General features: G+C 58.7%; 21 protein-coding genes. 9 read left to right on the forward strand and 12 right to left on the reverse strand.

Features of this window, described 5'->3' with window-relative positions; all coding sequences use genetic code 11:
• The 9 genes from AC5E6N_RS05040 to AC5E6N_RS05080 all read left to right on the forward strand — a co-directional run.
• Positions 1-782, forward strand: a 782-nt coding sequence (locus AC5E6N_RS05040) for a glutamate-5-semialdehyde dehydrogenase (protein ID WP_491746793.1), incomplete at its 5' end; no start/stop codon positions are given.
• A gap of 11 nt (positions 783-793) precedes the next feature.
• Positions 794-1,438: a nicotinate-nucleotide adenylyltransferase gene (locus AC5E6N_RS05045; RefSeq protein WP_491746794.1), complete on the forward strand. Its 645-nt coding sequence runs from the start codon at positions 794-796 to the stop codon at positions 1,436-1,438.
• A gap of 156 nt (positions 1,439-1,594) precedes the next feature.
• Entirely contained in the window at positions 1,595-2,077 is a 483-nt protein-coding gene (gene rsfS / locus AC5E6N_RS05050; RefSeq protein WP_491746795.1) for a ribosome silencing factor, read from the forward strand.
• 161 nt (positions 2,078-2,238) lie between these two features.
• Positions 2,239-2,721, forward strand: coding sequence for a 23S rRNA (pseudouridine(1915)-N(3))-methyltransferase RlmH (rlmH, locus tag AC5E6N_RS05055; protein WP_491746830.1), 483 nt, complete (start codon positions 2,239-2,241; stop codon positions 2,719-2,721).
• A 234-nt stretch (positions 2,722-2,955) separates the two neighbouring features.
• On the forward strand, positions 2,956-4,410 hold the full coding sequence (locus tag AC5E6N_RS05060; RefSeq protein WP_491746796.1) for a murein hydrolase activator EnvC family protein: 1,455 nt from the start codon (positions 2,956-2,958) through the stop codon (positions 4,408-4,410).
• Between the two features lie 37 nt (positions 4,411-4,447).
• Entirely contained in the window at positions 4,448-5,761 is a 1,314-nt protein-coding gene (locus tag AC5E6N_RS05065; protein WP_491746797.1) for a S41 family peptidase, read from the forward strand.
• Between the two features lie 63 nt (positions 5,762-5,824).
• A complete protein-coding gene (locus AC5E6N_RS05070; RefSeq protein ID WP_491746798.1) occupies positions 5,825-7,030 on the forward strand; it encodes a divergent polysaccharide deacetylase family protein in 1,206 nt (401 codons plus the stop codon).
• Positions 7,031-7,034: 4 nt separating this feature from the next.
• Positions 7,035-7,547, forward strand: coding sequence for an RNA pyrophosphohydrolase (locus AC5E6N_RS05075; protein WP_491746799.1), 513 nt, complete (start codon positions 7,035-7,037; stop codon positions 7,545-7,547).
• A gap of 4 nt (positions 7,548-7,551) precedes the next feature.
• Entirely contained in the window at positions 7,552-8,244 is a 693-nt protein-coding gene (locus AC5E6N_RS05080) for an aspartate/glutamate racemase family protein (RefSeq protein ID WP_491746800.1), read from the forward strand.
• A 46-nt stretch (positions 8,245-8,290) separates the two neighbouring features.
• On the opposite strand, the gene AC5E6N_RS05085 is transcribed toward AC5E6N_RS05080, so the two are convergent.
• From AC5E6N_RS05085 to AC5E6N_RS05140, 12 genes are all read right to left on the reverse strand, one after another.
• Entirely contained in the window at positions 8,291-8,689 is a 399-nt protein-coding gene (locus AC5E6N_RS05085) for a F0F1 ATP synthase subunit epsilon (protein ID WP_491746801.1), read from the reverse strand.
• Positions 8,690-8,748: 59 nt separating this feature from the next.
• Positions 8,749-10,272 (reverse strand): F0F1 ATP synthase subunit beta, encoded by a 1,524-nt coding sequence (gene atpD / locus AC5E6N_RS05090; protein ID WP_491746802.1) that lies wholly within the window; start codon positions 10,270-10,272, stop codon positions 8,749-8,751.
• 27 nt (positions 10,273-10,299) lie between these two features.
• Complete coding sequence (locus tag AC5E6N_RS05095) at positions 10,300-11,181, reverse strand: F0F1 ATP synthase subunit gamma (RefSeq protein WP_491746803.1); 882 nt, start codon at positions 11,179-11,181, stop codon at positions 10,300-10,302.
• A gap of 31 nt (positions 11,182-11,212) precedes the next feature.
• Entirely contained in the window at positions 11,213-12,742 is a 1,530-nt protein-coding gene (atpA, locus tag AC5E6N_RS05100; RefSeq protein WP_491746804.1) for a F0F1 ATP synthase subunit alpha, read from the reverse strand.
• Entirely contained in the window at positions 12,742-13,302 is a 561-nt protein-coding gene (locus AC5E6N_RS05105) for a F0F1 ATP synthase subunit delta (protein WP_491746805.1), read from the reverse strand. The genes atpA and AC5E6N_RS05105 overlap by 1 nt, the downstream gene beginning before the upstream one ends.
• A 304-nt stretch (positions 13,303-13,606) precedes the next feature.
• Positions 13,607-14,527 (reverse strand): hypothetical protein, encoded by a 921-nt coding sequence (locus AC5E6N_RS05110; RefSeq protein WP_491746806.1) that lies wholly within the window; start codon positions 14,525-14,527, stop codon positions 13,607-13,609.
• A gap of 571 nt (positions 14,528-15,098) precedes the next feature.
• The gene (locus AC5E6N_RS05115) at positions 15,099-15,764 is read right to left on the reverse strand and encodes a C39 family peptidase (RefSeq protein ID WP_491746807.1); all 666 of its coding nucleotides are present in this window, start codon (positions 15,762-15,764) and stop codon (positions 15,099-15,101) included.
• 338 nt (positions 15,765-16,102) lie between these two features.
• Positions 16,103-16,606 (reverse strand): hypothetical protein, encoded by a 504-nt coding sequence (locus tag AC5E6N_RS05120; RefSeq protein WP_491746808.1) that lies wholly within the window; start codon positions 16,604-16,606, stop codon positions 16,103-16,105.
• A 266-nt stretch (positions 16,607-16,872) separates the two neighbouring features.
• Positions 16,873-17,307 (reverse strand): hypothetical protein, encoded by a 435-nt coding sequence (locus AC5E6N_RS05125; RefSeq protein WP_491746809.1) that lies wholly within the window; start codon positions 17,305-17,307, stop codon positions 16,873-16,875.
• A 74-nt stretch (positions 17,308-17,381) separates the two neighbouring features.
• Entirely contained in the window at positions 17,382-18,326 is a 945-nt protein-coding gene (locus AC5E6N_RS05130; RefSeq protein ID WP_491746810.1) for a ChaN family lipoprotein, read from the reverse strand.
• A gap of 784 nt (positions 18,327-19,110) precedes the next feature.
• Entirely contained in the window at positions 19,111-19,500 is a 390-nt protein-coding gene (locus AC5E6N_RS05135; RefSeq protein WP_491690611.1) for an AGROH133_08824 family phage infection protein, read from the reverse strand.
• An 18-nt stretch (positions 19,501-19,518) separates the two neighbouring features.
• Positions 19,519-21,578, reverse strand: a 2,060-nt coding sequence (locus AC5E6N_RS05140) for a primosomal protein N' (protein ID WP_491746811.1), incomplete at its 5' end; no start/stop codon positions are given.

The following is a 21,578-nucleotide window of genomic DNA, read 5'->3' on the forward strand; positions in this document are numbered from 1 at the left end:
TCCACGCCTGCCTTGTCGACGGGCTTCGCGCCGCCGGCCTTCCCGAACATTCCATCCAGCGCGTTCCGGTCACCGACCGGCAGGCGGTCGGCGAAATGCTGAAAGGCCTGGACGGCGCCATCGACGTCATCGTTCCGCGCGGCGGCAAGAGCCTTGTCGCGCGGGTGCAGGGCGAGGCACGCGTGCCGGTCTTTGCCCATCTTGAAGGCCTTTGCCACATCTATGTCGATGCGTCGGCCGACATTGCCATGGCAGCCGCCATCACGGTCAACGCCAAGATGCGCCGCACCGGCATTTGCGGCGCTGCGGAGACGCTGCTTGTCGATCGGGCAGCCGCGTCCACCCATCTGCTGCCGGTGCTCGGCGCGCTCAGCGAGGCGGGTTGCGAAATCCGCGGATCGCGGGAGGTCTGCGAGGCCTTCCCCGCCGCCGCGGCGGCGAAGGAAGACGACTGGTCGAACGAATATCTGGCTCCCGTCATCTCCGTCGCGCTTGTCGACGGCATAGACGGCGCGATCGCTCATATCGGCCGCTATTCGTCCAATCACACCGAGGCGGTGATCGCCGAGGATGCCGGCGTTGTCGAGCGGTTCATGAACGAGATCGATTCGGCCATCCTGTTGCACAACGCCTCCACCCAGTTTGCCGATGGCGGCGAATTCGGCATGGGCGCGGAGATCGGCATCGCCACCGGCAAGATGCACGCGCGCGGGCCGGTCGGCGTCGAACAGCTCACATCCTTCAAGTACCGGGTCCACGGCGACGGCCAGACCCGCCCGTAAGCGGAACCGCAATGCACCGCAACGAGACCCCAGCAGCACTCCTGCGCATGCCCCATGTGGAGCCGGGCATGGCGGTCGGGCTGTTTGGCGGGTCGTTCAACCCGCCGCATGAAGGCCATGTGCTTGTCGCCGAAACCGCGCTGCGCCGGCTGCGCCTCGATCAGCTCTGGTGGATCGTGACGCCCGGCAACCCGCTGAAGGACCACGCGGAACTTGCAAGCCTTGCGACACGCATGCGGCTCAGCCGGGACATGATCGATGATCCGCGCGTCAAATTCACCGCGTTCGAGGCCGCGCGCAATCTGAACTACACCGCCGAAACGCTGGACTTCGTCCTTTCACGCAATCGCGGCGTCGATTTTGTCTGGATCATGGGCGCCGACAATCTCGCCGGATTTCACCGCTGGCAGAACTGGCAGGCGATTGCGAGACGCATTCCGATCGCCGTCGTCGACCGTCCCGGCTCGACCTTGTCCTACCTGTCTTCGGTCATGGCCAAGACCTTCGGCCACGCCCGCGTCGACGAAGCGCAATCGGTTGCACTCCCCCGCATGCGCCCGCCCGCATGGACGTTCATTCACGGACCGCGGTCCCCGCTTTCCTCGACGGCGCTGCGCAATGGCGGGGCGTTACAGCGATACAATGCAGGGGAGTAACCGCAAATCATTCAAAAGACAGCGAAAAAATCGTGATGAGCTTTGTCTTGAAACGTTAAGCGTTCCATGCCTATGCTTTATTGTGTTTGCTGCAACGCGTATCGTCTGAGTCGTTTTGGCCGACCGGACGGATGTTGAAGCGGAGAAACACCGGCAATGGGGCCGGAAGGCGATAAGTCTCCGTGGGAAGGCAAAACAGGGCTTGTTCTGTTACAGAAAGGAAAGACACTGAGAACAGCACACAGCAAGGGAAATGCCGCAAGCGTTTCCTCATCCGCACTGGAAAGCGGCAATGCTGCATTTCATGCGTTGAAACTGGTCCTCGCCAGCCTCGAGGAATCCAAGGCGGAAGACGTTGTCTCCATCGACATCACCGGCAAGTCTGCACTGGGCGACCACATGGTTGTTTCGTCCGGGCGTTCGAACCGTCATGTCACGGCAATCTGCGACCATCTTTTGCGCGATCTCAAAAATGCTGGTTTCGGATCGGCGAAGGTGGAAGGCCTCAGTCACGGCGACTGGGTGCTGATCGACGCCGGAGACGTCATCATTCACGTATTCCGTCCCGAAGTCCGGGAATTCTACAATCTGGAAAAGATGTGGATGGCCCCGGAGGTCGAAGAGGATACCGTGCACTAGCGTTTGTGCCCGGCCGCTTCGGCGAAGTGGCGCAGGAAGTTGGCAACAGACTGATTCCGTTTGGTTTTAGGCCGCAGGGTTCACACTGAACAAACGCCTCGCCACACGGATCGCCTTCAATGAGCGCCCCGGCACACGGGACGACGATGGCGCGAGGCAAAATGCGGGTAACGATTTACGCCGTGGGCAAGCTCAAGGCCGGTCCCGAAAGAGAGCTCTCTGCACGCTATATCGACCGGTTCTCAAAAACCGGCGCCGCCCGGGGCCTGAACCTCGGCCACATCGTGGAAATCGCCGAAAGCCGGGCAGCGGATGCGGCAACGCGCAAGCGCGATGAATACGATGCGCTGCAAAAACAGCTGCCCGACGATTGCCTCCTTCTCGCTCTCGATGAACGCGGTCCCGCCATCGGCTCGAACGATTTTGCAAACATGCTTGGCAACTGGGCCGATTCCGGCCGCCGCGACCTTGCGATCGCCATCGGCGGCGCCGATGGCCATGACGGCAGGCTGCTCGATAAGGCCGACAGGACCCTGTCCTTCGGCAAGTTGACCTGGCCGCACCAGATCGTGCGTATCCTGCTTGCCGAGCAGATCTACAGGGCGGCGACCATCCTGACCGGCCACCCCTATCATCGCAACTGAACGCCGGCATTTGCCATATGTCCTGATTTGCCACATCGCGGCCATGCTTGGCTGGCAGACAGGCCCGGCGGCCGATTCGGCCCGAATCCGGTTAGTTTGCCTTCGCAAGGTTCACGAATTGAAACGTGGTATATGCTTTGTGAGGACGACAAACGACGGTTTGACCGCCTTGCAGGCGTTTTGCGTTGCCACAGGCGGCGATCGGGCTATGGTCTGCCGAGGGATAGGAAGTTCATGATTCGCAAGGTCCTGCAAAGCTCACCGCGTATGCCGGCCGACGGCAGCACGGGCCGTTGCGCGCAGCGGCGCAAAGGCTTTGCATTGCATTGCAAACGGTCTGCCGTGATCGCCTTGTCGGCCGTCATGGCCCTGCCTGTTTCCGCCTTCGCCCAGACGTCAAAAACGCCCAAATCGGCCCGTCCGGGTGCCGCGACGATCGAACAGCTGGACGAACAGCGCAAAATGGGTCTCGGCGAACTGGAGCGCCTGACCGCGGATATCGAGCTTTCGCAGGAGCGGCGCGAGGCCCTTGAGGAGAGCATCGCCTCGCTCAGGAAAGACGAGATAACGCTGCGCATAGAACTGGTGCAGAGCGCCAAGACACAAAAGAAACTGAGCGAGGACGTCTCCGAGAGCGAGTTGCGGCTGGCGAGCCTCAACGGCCGCGAAACCGGCGTTCGCGCCTCGCTCAACGCCCGGCGCGGCGTCCTGGCGGAGGTGCTGGCCGCCCTGCAGCGCATGGGCCGCAATCCGCCACCGGCCCTGCTCGTCAGTCCGGACGACGCGCTCTCCTCGGTTCGCAGCGCCATTCTTCTGGGTGCGGTCGTGCCGGAAATCCGTGAGCAGACGCAGCAGCTTGTCGATGATCTTGAGGAACTGACCGAGATCAGGGCCTCCATCGCCAATGAGCGCGAACTGCTGCTGGCGACGCTTGAGGACCAGGCCGAAGAGGAAGAACGGCTGACCCTGTTGCTCGCCGAAAAACGCAAACTGGCGGCGCAAAGCCAGGAAAAACTGGCGCTCGAATCCGCGGCGTCGCAAAAACTCGCAGCCCGTGCCAGGAGCCTGGAAGAGCTGATCGCATCGCTCGGCAGCGAGATCGATTCGGTCCGCAAGGCGGCCGCCAAAGCCCGTCTTGCGGAGAAACGACGCGAGGAAGAGGCAAAGGAACAACGCCAGAAAGCCCGCGAACTGGCGCGCGAGGGAAAACCCGACGCCGACCGCATCGCACCGGCCTTCGCCTTCTCCAAACTGAAGAAAAAACTCGAACTTCCCGTCGCCGGCCGCCAGAAATTCGGCTTCGGGGAAGATGACGGGTCCGGCCAGTCGCTCAAGGGCATGATGGTCTCAACCGTGCCTGACGCAATTGTGACAGCGCCGGCCGATGGTTGGGTGGTATATTCGGGTCCGTTCCGCTCCTACGGGGAATTGATTATTCTCAACGCCGGGGACGGTTATCATCTGGTGCTGGCCGGAATGGGCAGCACCAATGCCGATATCGGGCAGTTTGTCGTGGCCGGCGAGCCGATAGGCCGCATGAACAGGACAAAGCTGGTGTCTGCATCGGTTTTGGCTCTGGCTTCGGCGGAGCCAACGCTCTACATTGAATTCAGACGAAACGGGAAACCCGTTGATCCGGCTCCGTGGTGGGCCAGCAATCCGTCCGGAAGGGTACGAAATGATTCGTAAACTAGTAATTCTGACAGCCGGGGTTTTTATTGGTGCAATGTCAGTCAGCGCGCTGCAATACGCCGGATCGCCGGCCATTGCCGCCAACTCCGAAACCTACAAGCAGCTCTCCATTTTCGGTGACGTGTTCGAGCGGGTCCGCGCGCAATACGTGACGCCGCCGGAGGAAAAGGAGCTGATCGAGAACGCGATCAACGGCATGTTGACGTCGCTCGATCCGCACTCGAGCTACCTCAATGTCGACGACGCCAACGACATGCGCACCCAGACGCGCGGGGAATTCGGCGGCCTCGGTATCGAAGTGACGCTCGATCAGGACAGCGAGCTCGTCAAGGTGATCACGCCCATTCACGATACACCCGCATCGAAGGCCGGGGTTCTGGCGGGCGATCTGATCTCCGAGATCGACGGCGAAGCGGTGCGCGGCCTGACACTGTCGGAGGCGGTCGAGAAGATGCGCGGCCCGGTCGGCTCCGACATCAAGCTCACCATTTTGCGCGAGGGCGCGGACGCTCCGATCAATATCGACATCACACGCGCGATCATCAAGATCCGGGCGGTGAAGCACCGGGTTGAGGACAATGTCGGCTATATCCGGGTGATCTCCTTTACCGAGAAGACCTACAACGACCTGGCAAATGCCATCAAGGATATCGAGGACAAGATCCCGGAAGACGAACTGCGGGGATACATTGTCGATCTGCGCCTCAATCCGGGCGGACTTCTCGATCAGGCGATCAATGTATCCGATGCCTTCCTGGATCGCGGAGAGATCGTTTCGACACGCGGCCGCAACGCCGAGGAAACCCGGCGCTACAATTCGCGTCCGGGCGACCTGACCGAAGGCAAGCCCATTATCGTGCTGGTCAATGGCGGCTCGGCCAGCGCCTCGGAAATCGTTGCCGGCGCCCTGCAGGATCACCACCGGGCAACGGTGGTCGGAACCCGTTCCTTCGGCAAGGGATCGGTCCAGACGATCATCCCGCTCGGCGAGAACGGCGCGCTGCGCCTGACGACGGCGCTTTATTACACGCCGTCCGGCAAGTCCATCCAGGGGACTGGCATCAAGCCCGACATCATTGTCGAGCAGCCGCTGCCGGAAGAGCTGCGGGGCCGGCTCCGCGAGACCGGAGAATCGGAACTGCGCGGCCATATTCAGGGCCAGGACGAAACCGAAGAGGGCTCCGGCTCCATTGCCTATGTCCCGCCGGAGGCCGAGGACGATGAGCAGCTCGGTTTTGCGCTGGAACTGCTGCGCGGCGAGCGCACGGACCCGGCCTTCCCGCCAAGCGCCGACAACACGCTGAAGGCGGCCAAGGAGGTTGACAAGGAAAGCAGCAAGACCGAATAAGACTAGGACACCGCCCGCGAAAGCGGGCGGTTCTGAATCGAGATCGGGGTTGAACCGGCGGCTGTGGACACGGGTTCCGAACTAGACAAACCGCTTGGACAGGATCGGCGGCACAAGACACCGGGGGCAAGGAACAGACCCGCAGGCAGCTGGATTATCGCCGGACTTGCCGTTCTGGTCGTGTTCGGCGGAGCCGGGATCCTGGCGCTTCAGCAAAGCCCGCTGCGCGGCACGGAAGATGCCGCGCCGGAACAATCCACGGCACGTGAACAATCGACACGGACCGAACCGGTTGTCATAGAAGGCGGTATAGCCTCCGAGGAGCACCTGCCGGGCGATTCAGGCCCGGAAATGGCGCGCACGCTCACCGACGAGGGAGAGGCTGTGACCACCATCTCGCCCCGTGACCGGACGGGCGAGGGGCCGCTGATCATATCGGGCGGACAAACGGTCGGGCAGGATCCGCGCATGGCGCATCTGCCGATCCCCGAACTTCTGGAAAACACCGATTTCGGAAGGCTGCCGGTCAAAAGCGCCGACGGCCGCCGCGCCTTTGATGCCTATGCGCGTCCCTGGTCCGGCGCGCGCGGAACGCGCCTCGCCATTGTCGTCGGCGGCCTCGGCCTCAGCCAGACGGGCTCGCAATATGCCATCGCCACGCTGCCCGAAGAAATCACACTCGCCTTTGCCGCCAGCGGCAACAGCCTGCAGCGCTGGCTTCAGGAAGCACGGCGCGCCGGCCATGAGGTCTTGCTGCAAGTGCCGTTCGAGCCGTTCAACTATCCGCAGAACGATCCGGGGCCGCACACGCTGGTTGTCGAGGACGGCACGTCCCAGAATCTGGCCGACCTTCACTGGGCGCTGGGGCGCATAACCAACTATACGGGCATCATGAATTTCATGGGCGCCCGTTTCCTGTCCGATCCCGAGGCGACCGAGCCGATCATGCGCGACCTGTCGCGCCGCGGCATCCTTTTCCTCGATGACGGCACCTCCGCGCGCACGGTGACCGGCGCGCTGGCCGGTGCGGTCGGCGTTCCCCATGCAACGGCCGATATCGTCGTCGACCATGACGTGAACCGCATCGAGATCATGAAGAAGCTGGACGAGGCGGAACGCATCGCGCGCCGCAACGGTTCGGCGATCGCCGTTGCTTCGGCCTTCGAGACCAGCGTCAATGCCATCGCCGCCTGGGCCAATGAAGCCAAGGCGCGCGGGATCGAAATCGTCGCCGTTTCGGCGCTGGCCGATGACCCGGAAGATTTTTAGCGCCATGAACAAACGCAAAGCCGAAGACCTGCCCTACCGTCCCTGTGTCGGCATTGTCGTCGTCAACCATGAGGGTCTCGTCTGGGCCGGCCACCGGATCCCTGAGGAAAAGGGCGAGCTTGCGCCGTCGGACCACCGCTGGCAGCTGCCGCAGGGCGGCATCGACAAGGGCGAGGCGCCGATCGATGCGGCCAGACGCGAGCTCTATGAGGAAACCGGCATCCACAGCATCTCTCTTCTCGCCGAAGCGCCCGACTGGATCGATTACGATCTTCCTCATCATCTGATCGGCGTTGCCCTCAAGGGCAAATATCGCGGCCAGACCCAACGCTGGTTCGCCTTCCGGTTCGAGGGAGACGAGAGCGAAATCGCGATCAATCCGCCTCCCGACGGACACGAGGCCGAATTCGACACCTGGCAATGGCGCCGCCTCTCCGAACTGCCCGCCCTTATCGTGCCGTTCAAACGCGGCGTCTATGAAAAGGTTCTCACCGCCTTTTCCCACCTCACGGTATAAGGCCATGAAGCTGATCGGGCTTATCGGCGGCATGAGCTGGGAATCGACCGCCATTTACTACCGTTTGATGAATGAAGAGGTGAAACGGCGCCTGGGCGGCCTGCATTCGGCCCGCATCCTTCTGCATTCGGTGAATTTTCACGAGATCGAACAGCGCCAGCATTCGGGCGACTGGAGCGGCACCGCCGAAATCCTGACCGCCGCCGCGTCCGGCCTGAAGGCGGCCGGCGCCGACTTTCTGGTCATCGCCACCAACACGATGCACAAGGTGGCCGACGAGGTGGAAGCCGAAAGCGGGCTGCCGGTCCTGCACATTGCCGATGCGACCGGCGAAGCGCTGGTCGCGGCCGGGCGCCGGCGTGTCGGCCTCCTCGGCACCCGCTTCACCATGGCAGAGGGTTTCTACGCCGACCGGCTGCGCAAGGCCTTCGGTCTCGATGTCGTTGTCCCGAACAGCGAGGCGCGCGGGGCCATTCACCGCATCATCTATGAGGAACTCTGCCTCGGCGAGGTCAAGGCCGACGCCCGCCGGTTCTTCCAAGCCGTGATCGACGATCTTCGCGGCGACGGTTGCGACTGCATCATCCTCGGCTGCACCGAATTGACGATGGTGGTCGATGACACGGGCAGCTCACTGCCGCTTTACGATACCACTGCCCTTCATGCATCAGCGGCAGTCGAACGTGCCCTGAAATAAAAAGGCGGCCCGCCCGGCCCGCCCTTGTCAAATCTCAAAGCAGTGCTCAAACGGCGCTTTGCAGCGTCGTCAGATGATCGAGCTTTTCGGAGATGCGCGCCTTGTCCGCATCGTCTGTCGCGTCTTGCAGATCTTCCCTTGTATTCTGGATCCGCTGGGCCAGATCCTCATGATTGATGTCATCGACATGAACGGCCGATTCGGCGAGCACCGTGCAGCCCTCCGGCAGGATATCGGCAAAACCGCCGAACACCACGTAACGGTTCGAACCGCCCTCCGGCGATTTCACCTCGACAATGCCCGGCTTGATCGTGGTCATGACCGGTGCGTGGTGCGCCATCACCGTCATTTCGCCGTCGGCGCCCGGCAGGATAACCTCGCTGGCCGCTTCCGAAAGCAGAAGCCGCTCGGGCGAAACGAGTTCGAAATTAAAGCTGTCAGCCATCGCGGGTCACCTTTTTTGGTGGATATGAACGGGCCAAAAGGCCCGTCTGCATCCAGGCTCTAAGCTGCCTCGGCAGCCAGCTTCTGGGCCTTTTCGATTGCCTGATCGATACCGCCGACCATGTAGAAGGCGGCTTCCGGCAGGTGGTCGTACTCGCCTTCGACCAGACCCTTGAAGCTCTTGATCGTGTCGTCGAGATCGACAAGCTGGCCCGGCGAACCGGTGAAGACTTCGGCAACGAAAAACGGCTGCGACAGGAAGCGCTCGATCTTGCGGGCGCGCGCAACGGTCATCTTGTCTTCTTCGGAGAGTTCGTCCATGCCGAGGATCGCGATAATGTCCTGCAGGGATTTGTAGCGCTGCAGGATCGACTGAACCCGGCGGGCAACGTCATAATGTTCCTGACCGACAATCATCGGATCGAGCATACGCGACGTGGAATCGAGCGGATCCACGGCCGGATAGATGCCTTTTTCCGAAATCGCACGGTTAAGGACGGTCGTTGCGTCAAGGTGCGCAAACGAGGTTGCAGGCGCCGGGTCGGTCAAATCGTCGGCCGGAACGTAGACGGCCTGCACGGACGTGATCGAGCCCTTGTTGGTGGTCGTAATGCGCTCCTGCATGGTGCCCATATCCGTGGCGAGCGTCGGCTGGTAGCCCACGGCCGAAGGAATACGGCCAAGAAGCGCCGACACTTCCGAACCCGCCTGGGTAAAGCGGAAGATATTGTCGACGAAGAACAAGACGTCCTGACCTTCGTCACGGAACTGCTCGGCAATCGTCAGACCGGTCAGCGCGACGCGGGCGCGGGCGCCGGGCGGCTCGTTCATCTGGCCGAAGACCAGTGCGCATTTGGACCCTTCCGTGGAGCCGTCATGCTCCTGCGGATCCTTGTTCACGCCGGATTCGATCATTTCCCAGTAAAGGTCGTTGCCCTCGCGGGTGCGCTCGCCGACACCGGCAAAAACCGAGTAACCGCCATGCGCCTTGGCAACGTTGTTGATCAGTTCCTGAATGAGAACGGTCTTGCCGACGCCGGCGCCGCCGAACAGGCCGATCTTGCCGCCCCTTGCATAGGGCGCGAGAAGGTCGACGACCTTGATGCCGGTGACGAGGATTTCCGCTTCCGTCGACTGATCGACATAGTCCGGTGCGTCCTGGTGGATGGCCCGCTTTGCCGTGGCCTTGACCGGGCCGGCCTCATCGATCGGCTCGCCGATCACGTTCATGATGCGGCCCAGCGTTTCCGGGCCGACCGGCACGGCGATGGGCTCCCCCGTATCGGTCACTTTCTGACCGCGGACAAGGCCCTCGCTGGAGTCCATCGCGATCGTGCGCACGGTGTTCTCGCCAAGGTGCTGCGCGACCTCCAGAACGAGGCGGTTGCCCAGATTGTCGGTTTCCAGCGCGTTCAGGATCGGCGGCAGGTGATCTTCGAACGCAACGTCGACAACGGCGCCGATAACCTGCGTGATGGTTCCGGTCACGCCGGCCGGCTTGGCCGCTGCCTTTGCCCTGGCGCGGCTCTTCGCCGGCTTTGCTTCCGCGTCGGCGGTCTTTGTTGGGGTCGCTGCCTTAGCCATATCGTCATTACCCTCTTCTCAGAGCTTCTAGAGCGCTTCCGCACCCGAAATAATCTCAATCAGTTCTTTTGTAATCTGCGCCTGGCGCTGACGGTTGTAGTTCAGCGTCAGCTTGTCGATCATCTCGCCCGCATTGCGGGTCGCATTGTCCATCGCGGTCATGCGCGCGCCCTGTTCCGACGCTGCGTTCTCAAGCAGGGCGCGGAAGATCTGGACGGCGATGTTGCGCGGGATAAGATCGTCGAGGATGGCCGTCGCATCCGGCTCATACTCGTAGACCGCGTCGGTGCCGGTCTGTTCGGCATCTTCGCCGCCGGTACTTGACGGGATGATCTGCTGCGCGGTCGGAACCTGTGTGATGACTGACTGGAACTCGGAATAAAACAGCGTGCAGACGTCGAACGCCTCGTCGTTGAACAGGCCGATAACCTGCCTGGCGATGTCGTCGGCATTGGCAAAGCCGATCCGCTTGACCTCGCGCAGGTCAACCCGGTCGATGATGAGATCGCCATATTGCCGCTTGAGGACATCATAGCCCTTCTTGCCGACGCACAGGATCTTGACGTCCTTGCCCTGGCCCTGCAACGCGCCGATATGCTCGCGCGCAAGACGCGCAATCTGCGAGTTGAAACCGCCGCACAGCCCGCGCTCGGCCGTGCACACCACCAGCAGATGCGTCTGGTCCGAACCCGTGCCGCCCATCAGGCGCGGCGCGTCGTCGGCATTGACGACGGCGCCGGCGATATTGCCGAGCACCGCGCTCATGCGCTGCGAATAGGGCCGCGCCGCTTCCACGGATTCCTGGGCACGCCGAAGTTTCGCCGCGGCGACCATCTGCATCGCCTTGGTGATCTTCTGCGTCGCCTTGACCGAGGCGATCCGGTTTCTCAGATCCTTAAGTGAAGGCATCCGTTATCCGTCCGTTGCTGCTTGCGTGCGATCAGGCGAAAGACTTGGCGAACGTATCGATCGCGGCCTTGAGCTTGCCCTGGATATCGTCGCTGAGCGCCTTTTCGACGCGGATCGTTTCAAGGATGTCCTTGCCGTCTGCGCGCATATGCGCCAGCAGGCCTTCCTCGAATGCACCGACCTGTTCGACGTCAAGACCGTCGAGATAGCCGTTGACGCCGGCGAAGATGACCGCGACCTGCTCTTCCGTCTTCAGCGGCGAGAACTGCGGCTGCTTCAGCAGTTCGGTCAGGCGGGCACCACGGTTCAGGAGACGCTGCGTTGCGGCATCGAGGTCCGAACCGAACTGGGCAAAGGCCGCCATCTCGCGATACTGCGCCAACTCGCCCTTGATCGAGCCGGCCACCTGTTTCATGGCCTTGATCTGCGCCGACGAGCCCACGCGGGAAACCGAGAGGCCGACATTCACCGCCGGGCGGATACCCTGATAGAAGAGATCCGTTTCCAGGAAGATCTGGCCGTCGGTGATGGAGATCACATTGGTCGGAATAAAGGCCGACACGTCGTTGCCCTGCGTTTCGATCACCGGCAGCGCGGTCAGCGAACCGGCGCCGTTGTCCTCGTTCAGCTTGGCTGCGCGCTCGAGCAGGCGCGAGTGCAGATAGAAAACATCGCCGGGGTACGCTTCGCGGCCCGGCGGGCGGCGCAGCAGCAGCGACATCTGGCGATACGAGACGGCCTGTTTGGACAGATCGTCATAGCCGATCAGCGCGTGCATGCCGTTGTCGCGGAAATATTCGCCGATGGCACAGCCGGCGAACGGCGCCAGGAACTGCATCGGCGCGGGGTCCGAGGCCGTCGCCGCGATGATGATCGAGTATTCAAGCGCGCCGCGCTCTTCGAGCACCTTCACGAACTGTGCAACGGTCGAGCGTTTCTGGCCGACGGCGACATAAACGCAATAGAGCTTGTCCTCTTCCGGACCGTTGTCGTGGATCGGCTTCTGGTTGAGGAAGGTGTCGAGAATGATGGCGGTCTTGCCGGTCTGGCGGTCGCCGATGACGAGCTCACGCTGGCCGCGGCCGATCGGGATGAGCGCGTCGATGGCCTTGAGACCCGTCGACATCGGCTCATGCACGGATTTGCGCGGGATGATGCCCGGCGCCTTCACGTCAACGCGCGAGCGCTCCTTGGCATTGATGGGACCCTTGCCGTCGATCGGGTTGCCCAGCGCGTCGACAACGCGGCCGAGCAGTTCCTTGCCGACCGGCACGTCCACGATGGCGCCCGTCCGCTTGACGGTGTCGCCTTCCTTGATGTCGCGGTCGGAACCGAAGATCACCACGCCGACATTGTCGGATTCAAGGTTCAGGGCCATGCCGCGAATGCCGCCCGGGAATTCAACCATCTCACCGGCCTGAACATTGTCGAGGCCGTAGGCACGGGCAATACCGTCGCCGACCGACAGCACCTGGCCGACTTCGGAGACCTCCGCCTCCTTGCCGAAATTTTTGATCTGTTCTTTTAGGATTGCGGAAATTTCCGCGGCACGGATGTCCATCAGCCGACCTCTTTCAGTGCAAGCTTAAGGGTAGAAAGTTTTGAGCGAAGGGATGTGTCAATTTGACGCGAGCCGACCTTGACGATCAGTCCGCCCATGATTGACGGGTCGACGGTGACATGAATTGCCACGTCTTTTCCGGTGACGCTCTTGAGCGCCGCCTTCAATTCCTTTTCCTGTTCGCCGGTCAGTTCCCGCGCCGACGTGACGTCCGCCGAGACCTCCCCGCGATGCTGCGCCTCGATGCTACGGTAGGCGCGGATAATGCCGGGCACGGCGAACAGCCTGCGGTTCTTTGCAACAACACGTAAAAAATTGCCGACGAGCCCGGCAAACCCGGCCTTGTCGGCGATCGCTGCGATAGCCTTGAGCTGATCGTCGGCGGAAAACACCGGACTGACGATCAGTCGTTTGAGATCTTCGCTGCTGTCGATCAGTGTTTCCAGACGGTTGAGTTCTTCTGCGACGGCTGTTTCGGATTTGGCTTCGAGCGCCAGTTCGAACAGCGAAGACGCATACCGTTCTGCAACACCGGAAATGAGCGAAGATGTGTCTGCCACGTGCGCAATTTTCTCTGAACTGAATTCAGGGATTCTGAAGCGGAGGCGAGTGTCCCCGTAAATCCTTGAATTTGTTTCGATTTATCCCCAACCGCAACATCGCTTATTTGAACCGCGGTCAAAATTCGTGGTTCGTCTAGCACACGTATGTTGGACTCGCAACACGCTTTGCCCCCTGCTTTGAAAGGAGTATGGGCAAACTTGACCGGCAAACGAATGAATCCGGCACAGTGCACGCGCGGTTGCCATGAATTCGCCTGCTTTGCGGCAACCTTGAGATGCCCGGACCCAGAGTGTGTCTGGCTTAGAAGCGTTGGGATATGCTGGCGTCGATCTGGACTGCATCATTGCCTCCGACGCCAGCCCGTCCGTTGATGTTGAGCAGCTTGTCTTTCGTCAGCCTGTAGCCCAATCCAAGATTGACCGTTGTCAAGACATCGGATGATCCTTTAGGTGCACCGGCCAGTTCATCGCCCGTGCGATAACTGAAGCCCATGCCCCAGGACAGGTTGATGTCAGGATTGACCGCAAATCCGATCGTCGGTGTGAATGTGATAACATTGCCGGGGTTATGCCTGCCGCTTGTTGTTGTTCGGGGGAAGAAATGGTTGTAGTTGACCGTCGCGGATAGAATTAGCGGATCGATAATGCGGCTTGCCGTGAAGCCCGCCGACAGTGCCGTGCCGAAGATCCAGTCCGTATCGGCTTGTTCCGCGGCGGAGACGAAAACGAACCCTGTAAAATTGGTGCGGCTGATGTTCGGTGTAAATCGAAAATCGGCGCCCAGGTTCAAAGCGCCAAGTCCGAAGGACGTTTTGTTCTCGGAAACACCTAGCGCTGTGGTTGTACGGACGTTCGAAAGGCTGCCAGACACCTGCCCGAAGAGATTGACATTGCCGGTGAGGGCATATCGTGCCCCGATGTTGAGTGATCCCTCATCGACACGATCGGTCGAAGGGCTTATACTCGGCACCGCAAAAATGGTTCCATTCGCATCCGGTACGAACAACAGACTCGGGATGTACCCTCCTTTGTCCACGGATTGATATGAGAGACCATAATTGATCGACCAACGGCCTTTTCGTGGAGAAAAGTCCTCGACTTTAAGGAGAGATTCCTGTTCGCCAACCGTGGTTGTGCCAGGGGTGGGCGACTGGGCGTGAGCCAGTGCAGAAAGCACTAGGGTCAGGCCAAGCGTAGCTATGGAAAATGAAAAAGAATACATAATACATCAATACATTAGAACCATTTTAAGATCGATTTGGTTTGATTTGTATAGCCTATCACATTTTTCGGCGAAGTCAGCAAAATTCGGTTGTCGAGGCAAGGCATAGTTGTACAATGCACATAATGACAGTATTAGGTCAGCGGCGCGTGGTGAAAGAAGATATGGGCTAAAACGATGGAGACATTATTCGGTGTATTTGAGTTGTTTAGTCTGGTTTTTTGGCACTCCTTAACGGTGTCTTTTATCGGTTGGGGCGGACTGGCGTTTGCACTATTTCAACCGGTTTCGAAGGTTGCGAGAATGAGCCGGATTGCGCGTGTTGTCGCGGCAGTTACAGTCTTGGGGACATGCCTCATTGCACTTGGTGCGTGGTCGGTTGGAGGGCAGACGAACCCACACCCCAGCTACTTGCACGGTATGGCCTGTGTTTATGGATATGCAGCGTCTCTGTCGCTCACATGGGTTATTGGGCAGCTTCTGCACCAGGGAGTGGAGCGGCTTCCATGGCCAGGTATGAAACGGGTGTAGAGCACAGGCCTTATAGAGCGCTGAATCCGGCTTCTATGGTTCACGGATATACTGTGTTTGCCGTAAGATTCGGATTTTGAACAAAAAATCTATGGCGTTCAGCATTTGATAAGCCAAAAAATGCCTGATTGATGTCCTGCCCTGGCTTAAGAATGACGAGGGCGAATCCTGTGTCTGTTTTACCCTCGATCTGGTTCCAACGTTTGTCGAAGTCGCGCTTCGAAAGGTAAACATTGCCCCACGCCGGATCTCCGAGCCAGATAGTGTCACCGTCTGTTCCGCGAAACACCGTAAAATGTCCCTGTCCGTAATTGTTGATAAACAGGATAACGGGCACACGAAGCTTTTTCAGAATGTTGAATTGCGCAAAAATCGGTGTGGCTTTGTATCCGAATTCGTTGCTGGCATAGGAAAGGTCGGCAAACGAATATGCACCTTTCAATCCCATGATATCCATAAGGTCGGCTTCATTGGTGTCCTCGCCATAGAAGACATTCAAAACCGTTGCTAAAGATGCTGCGCCACAAGACGTATCAAATTGCTGCTTTACGATGTTATGGTCGCGCACTTCTGTCCATGAGCGGATGGGTTTGTCCCGATGGAATATGGTTTCGGTATTCAGCAAATCTTGTATTTGAGATGCAGACCAAGCATGTACATTCGATGTGAAAAGCATCAAAGCCGTTATTAAAATACGCCATATCATTTATGAAACCATATAAAATGCTATTTTCTTCCTATTTCTGCCTAAAGAGGAAATGTGAAACAAAACTTGTTTATCTTCTGCAAAACATAAATGATACATTCAAATATTATATTATATAAACTTACATATTTTTATTATTGAACTTATCAATCAGTAAATTAATAAATGCCATTCCAAAGCCAAAAATCAAAAACATTATTAAGAAATTTATATAAATATTGTATTTACCAATATCAGATATAATAGTTGTTGCGAATGCAAATGGGATTCCAAATACTAAAACTCTAATAAAAAAATTAGAAATTTCCTTATTCATATTTTTTAGCTTACGTAACAATTTATTTTGCCTGATGGCAGCTTACGCATGCCATATTTGTCCCCACAGTCCCGTAGAACCCACCTGCAAATGCGCCTAGAGCTCCTCCGCCTGCTGCACCGACACTTCCAAAGAGACCACCGGATGCTCCAGCTGCGGCTCCAATAGCTATATCGCTTCCGCTGCCCCCAAGTGCCCATGCACCTGCACCGCCTATTATTGCGCCACCAACCGTATTGATTCCCCAAATCACAATAGGTGGCGTTTCACCTTCCACCTGGCTTGCTTCTTCCATCGACATGACAACACGATGCGGACCTATCCGTTGCGGAATTCTGCCACCGGCGCCAAACAGAATTTCCAGTTCCTCCTTGCTAAAAACATCTTCCAGACTTTCAGCCTGGGTGAGCACAGGTGTAACGCTTGCAAACAGGAGCGCTGCACCAGTTACTATGGCGGTTGCCTTGGAAAAATTCTTCATCAAAAAACTCTCTCTATAATTGTATTTGAGATGCAGACCAAGCATGTACGTTTGATGCCAGAAACATCAATACTAACAAAAAAATGCGCCATATCATTTATGAAACCATCTAAAACACCTGTTATCTTTCCATTTTTCCTTAAAAATTAAATGTGAAATAAAACCCATCACTCCACCGTAAAATACTACTGATGTTATAAAATTTATTGTATAATTCTCTACTTCAACATGCCGAACATACATTGTTGCAAATGCAAATGGAATGCCGTAACTTAACATCAATATAAGAAAGTAGATTACTTTTCTGATATTCAATATTTCGCTCCGTGGCAGGCGCTGCATGCCGCAGCCATCCCTATTGAAGCCGCAGCCCCACCAGCAGTTCCTCCATAAACCGTGCCAACACCACCAGCAGCTCCGATTGCCATATCATAACCTATTTGATCCTCTCCACGAATGATGGCGATCGAACCTCCCACGAAGGCACCAGTCAAGGCTGCTGTTGCTGGAACAAGAATTATCAACGGAATCTTTCCCTCAACCTGGCTTGCTTCTTCCATCGACATGACAACACGATGCGGACCTATCCGTTGCGGAATTCTGCCACCGGCGCCAAACAGAATTTCCAGTTCCTCCTTGCTAAAAACATCTTCCAGACTTTCAGCCTGGGTGAGCACAGGTGTAACGCTTGCAAACAGGAGCGCTGCACCAGCTAATATGATGGTTGCCTTGGAAAAATTCTTCATCAAATATATCTCCCTCGATAATTGCACTCAAATCAAAAAATAAACCTGAGATAATAACATTTGGATGGCAACCTTCATGAACGACTGCGCGTACCCCAATCCTGTTCAGCAGTTTTGGACGCGACCATTTCGTTCCACATTTTTTTATTCGGCCCCGATATTTCCAGGCAGCGCGTATCGGTGAACCACAGGAAATCGTAGTCGCGATATGCCGGCTCCACCTTGGCGAAGAAAGCGTTTGCTGTCGGATACTCGTCTGACAGCTCGAAGATGCCGATCGACAGGACGGATGCGTTCGGTGCGCGTTTTACAAGGTGGACTGGAATGCCGATATTTTTCTGCACATGATAGTTGCCGGCGATGAGAACCGTGCGAGATCTCGTTTCGATAATCTGATCGGCCATATGGGCGTCTTTCGCGTACTGGCTGATCACAAAAGGCGCAATAGCTTCCTTTTCGACGCCGTGCGCCTGCTGGAGAAGTGTTTCCATCACTGCGCGATCCCCGAGGAATGGATCTTCGGCGCCGAGCCCTATCTCGTTTCGTTTTCGTCGCGGAAAGGCCAAGCTGCCATAAATTTTTACAAACGGCATCAGTTCGCCAGGTATGTTGGCGCCCCGTATCACCATGCCCTGATCATTGGCTCTTTCGAAAAGCGGAAAATAGGATTCCCATAGCGGCCACCCGCGCTCGGACCATTTCAAAGCCGTTTGCAGTTCGCCAGAGGACACCGGTGCTGCCTGATATGCTTGCAGGACAGAGTTGTAGTCCGCATCGACCATTTCGAACATCATGGTTCGTGATGAACCGGATTTCGTTAACGCCTCGAGCAACTGCAACTGGACAGCATGGTGATCCGGATTGTCGTGCACTTCGCCAATCAACACATTATCGGACTTCTTTGCCCGGTTGATGATCGCGTTTGCGGAAACAGGACTGCCATCTCGAGCGCGCGCGATTTCAGCAACATGTCCATAACACTTGCGCGGCTTATCCCTGTTGGCTTCTGGTGTGTCCAAGGATACGCAGCCAGACATAATTGCCGTTGACATTATGAAGAGGGTAGTTCTGATCACAATCGGGCCCGATGCTCTAAGCTGTTTATATAGCTGGCTCGAAGGTATCTGGGCTGGCAATGTCTTTGTAGCAATTCGACAGGAAGGAATGCACTATTTTTTCGGATTGTCACGAGAAAATTTACGACTTTGAGTAATCATTATGCACAATTGATAAGGCAAACGCGCCTACCCCACATACAGGTATTAAGGATCATTCCTTTGAGAGACATCCCGTGAAGTGTTTCGAAGGGGATATTCCTCCGAGCCGACAATTTCAGAATATCGGCACGCTCAGTTGTCGGCATCCCGCAGGGATCGGAGCGCTGCGGAGAACGGTGCAGCCGTTGCCAGAGCGAGCATGCTGATAGGCTGTAATTGTCGGCGGGGAACCGCTAGAGCACACAGATCTGTTTTACAACACAGACAGGATGAACATGCGTGAGATGCTTCGAAGATTATGACACGCAAATCAGTAACCCTACCAGCGCAGCAGGACGCGGGGCCAAGGACGCAACCGTTCGGCGCTACCATTACGAGACGCACGATCGCTTACGTGAGCATCTCATGACTTTCCTCAACGTTTACAACTTCGCCAAGCGCCTCAAGACGCTGAAAGGCAAAACCGTCTTCGGATTCATTTCGCAAAAATGGACGTCAGAGCGCAAACGATTCAGAATTCACCCAGACCATCACACTCCGGGACCAAACACCCCTCAGCGTGGTCGGACGTTTACCGCAACCGCCGCTAGATCAGTCCGAACACAAAGGCGAGCGGCAACACAGCGAGCATCGCCTCGAAAAGGACGGACAGCCAGTTAAAACGGGTGGACGCCCCGTCAAAGACGATCGAGACCAGCCTGCCCAATGCCGTAAACGCCCACGACGCCCCGAGGGCAAGATAGATCAGCGGCTGGGCGAGCAGGATGCAGCACAGCCCGCATCCCAGGTAAAACCCGGCCATGGTGGCCCGGCCCTCGGCAATCGCATCGGGCCGGCCGTCCGCCGTTTCAAGACGCAGCATGCGAAAGGAAAGGCGTGGCGCAAGAAACAGCAGCAGGCCAAAGGCAACCGTTATCGCGGCCACGGCAAATGCCAGCCATTCGCCGGTCGTGCCGGGCCAGTAAAATGCAATCATCCCGTCTCCCTCCGATCGTTACATGAAGCTTTGCGGATCGATATCGATCTGCACGCGGACCGATCCGCGCGGACCCGGCGCGGCTTCCACCATCCGCGCGACAAAGGCCTGCAGGTCCGATTGCCGCCCACCATGCACCAGCAGGCGAAAACGGTAGCGCCCGCGGATGAGAGCCATCGGCGCCTCCGCCGGCCCCAGCACTGCGATGTCACGCGCGGCGGGCGCCGCCCGGCGCAGGCCGCGCGCATGCCCCTCGGCGGCGGCGCGGTCGCTCGCCGAGACGATCAGCGCGGCCATGCGCCCGAACGGCGGCAGCCGCGCCTTTTCCCGCTCGGCGATCTCGCGCTCGTAGAACGTTTCCGGATCGCCCGAGACAATCGCCTGGATCACCGGATGCGCCGGCTGGTAGGTCTGTAAGAGACCGCGGCTCTTCCGCCCCGAACGCCCGGCCCTGCCGGTGACCTGGGACAGGAGCTGGAAGGTGCGTTCGGCGGCGCGCGGATCGCCATTGGCAAGGCCGAGATCGGAATCGACGATCCCGACAAGGGTCATCATCGGAAAATTGTGCCCTTTGGCGACAAGCTGCGTTCCGATGACGATATCGACCTCACCCTTGGCGATCGCCTCAAGCTCAAGCCGCAGCCTTTGAACGCCGCCCATCATGTCGGAGGAAAGGACGATGGTTCGCGCGTCGGGAAAATGGCAGTCGGCTTCCTCCGCAATGCGCTCGACCCCCGGGCCGCAGGCAACCAGATGGTCCAGCGCGCCGCATTCCGGACAGGCTTCGGGCGCCGGCTCCGTATGGCCGCAATGGTGGCACTGCAATTGCCGCCGGAAACGATGTTCGACCAGCCAGCTCGAACAGTCCGGGCACTGGAACCGGTGACCGCATACGCGACACAGCGTCAGCGGCGCATATCCGCGGCGGTTGAGAAACAAAAGCGCCTGCTCACCCTCCTCCAGCGTCCTTTTCATGGCTTCAATCAGAACCGGAGAAAGGAACCCGCCCCGCGCCGGCGGATCGCGCCGCAAATCGATCAGATGCAGATCCGGCAACGCCGCGCCGCCGAACCGCTCCGGCAGGCGGATGTCGGCATATTTGCCGGTGTCCGCGTTCACCCGGCTTTCGATTGATGGCGTGGCTGATGCGAGAATCGCCGGAAAACCGCCGATATGGGCGCGCACCACCGCCATATCGCGGGCGTTGTAAAAGACCCGGTCTTCCTGCTTGTAGGCGGCATCGTGTTCCTCGTCGACAATGATGAGGCCGAGATTGTCGAAAGGCAGGAAAAGCGCCGAACGCGCGCCGGCGACGACGCGGATATCCCCCGTCGCGGCCTGCCGCCAGACCTTCTCGCGCATGCGCGGAGCGATGTCCGAGTGCCACTCCGCCGGCTTGCAGCCGAAGCGCCGCTCGAAACGCTCCAGAAATGCCGAGGTGAGCGCGATCTCGGGCAACAGGATAAGCACCTGCCGGCCCTGCCGGATCGTTTCCGCAACGGCCTCGAAATAGACCTCCGTCTTGCCGGACCCGGTCACGCCGTCAATCAGCGACACGGCGGGCGGCGTTCCGCCGTCCCCGAGCAGGCGCCGGGCGGCCGCCTGCTGATCGGCGTTCAGCTCCGGTTTGCGGAAATCGGGATCGGGAGGCGGAACCACCGGCTGCGGAGGAATAAGGACCGTATCGAAGACATGCTGCCGCAACAGGCCGTCAACGACGCTGACGGAAACGCCGGCTGCCCGCGCAAGCCCGGTGCGGGTCCAGCTCAAACCGTCTTCCGCCATCGCAATAACCCGCTCACGGGCTGCCGTCATGCGCTCGGGACGCGCGCTGCCCAACCGCAGACCCTCCGTTGGAGCCGCCGGCTCGAATGCCGCCGGCGCCCGCAGGGCCATGCGCGCGACAAGTCCCGGTGGCGACAGGGTGTAGGCCGCCACCCAGTCGAGAAAGCGGCGCATATCCTCCGCGATCGGCGGACAATCGAAAACATGGGTGATCGGCCGCAGTTTTTTCGGATCGACCGTATCGGTCTTCCCGTCCCAGACGATGCCCGCCACCTGCCGCGGCCCGAGCGGCA

This window comes from Hoeflea sp. (assembly GCF_984452065.1).

What these genes read in the sequence shown, in the direction of transcription:
- AC5E6N_RS05045 (WP_491746794.1), top strand. Translation starts at nt 794, where the DNA reads ATGCACCGCAACGAGACCCCAGCAGCACTCCTGCGCATGCCCCATGTG.
- rsfS (WP_491746795.1), top strand. Translation starts at nt 1,595, where the DNA reads ATGGGGCCGGAAGGCGATAAGTCTCCGTGGGAAGGCAAAACAGGGCTT.
- rlmH (WP_491746830.1), top strand. Translation starts at nt 2,239, where the DNA reads ATGCGGGTAACGATTTACGCCGTGGGCAAGCTCAAGGCCGGTCCCGAA.
- AC5E6N_RS05060 (WP_491746796.1), top strand. Translation starts at nt 2,956, where the DNA reads ATGATTCGCAAGGTCCTGCAAAGCTCACCGCGTATGCCGGCCGACGGC.
- AC5E6N_RS05065 (WP_491746797.1), top strand. Translation starts at nt 4,448, where the DNA reads ATGTCAGTCAGCGCGCTGCAATACGCCGGATCGCCGGCCATTGCCGCC.
- AC5E6N_RS05075 (WP_491746799.1), top strand. Translation starts at nt 7,035, where the DNA reads ATGAACAAACGCAAAGCCGAAGACCTGCCCTACCGTCCCTGTGTCGGC.
- AC5E6N_RS05080 (WP_491746800.1), top strand. Translation starts at nt 7,552, where the DNA reads ATGAAGCTGATCGGGCTTATCGGCGGCATGAGCTGGGAATCGACCGCC.
- AC5E6N_RS05085 (WP_491746801.1), bottom strand. Translation starts at nt 8,689, where the DNA reads ATGGCTGACAGCTTTAATTTCGAACTCGTTTCGCCCGAGCGGCTTCTG.
- atpD (WP_491746802.1), bottom strand. Translation starts at nt 10,272, where the DNA reads ATGGCTAAGGCAGCGACCCCAACAAAGACCGCCGACGCGGAAGCAAAG.
- AC5E6N_RS05095 (WP_491746803.1), bottom strand. Translation starts at nt 11,181, where the DNA reads ATGCCTTCACTTAAGGATCTGAGAAACCGGATCGCCTCGGTCAAGGCG.
- atpA (WP_491746804.1), bottom strand. Translation starts at nt 12,742, where the DNA reads ATGGACATCCGTGCCGCGGAAATTTCCGCAATCCTAAAAGAACAGATC.
- AC5E6N_RS05110 (WP_491746806.1), bottom strand. Translation starts at nt 14,527, where the DNA reads ATGTATTCTTTTTCATTTTCCATAGCTACGCTTGGCCTGACCCTAGTG.
- AC5E6N_RS05115 (WP_491746807.1), bottom strand. Translation starts at nt 15,764, where the DNA reads ATGATATGGCGTATTTTAATAACGGCTTTGATGCTTTTCACATCGAAT.
- AC5E6N_RS05120 (WP_491746808.1), bottom strand. Translation starts at nt 16,606, where the DNA reads ATGCTTGGTCTGCATCTCAAATACAATTATAGAGAGAGTTTTTTGATG.
- AC5E6N_RS05125 (WP_491746809.1), bottom strand. Translation starts at nt 17,307, where the DNA reads ATGAAGAATTTTTCCAAGGCAACCATCATATTAGCTGGTGCAGCGCTC.
- AC5E6N_RS05135 (WP_491690611.1), bottom strand. Translation starts at nt 19,500, where the DNA reads ATGATTGCATTTTACTGGCCCGGCACGACCGGCGAATGGCTGGCATTT.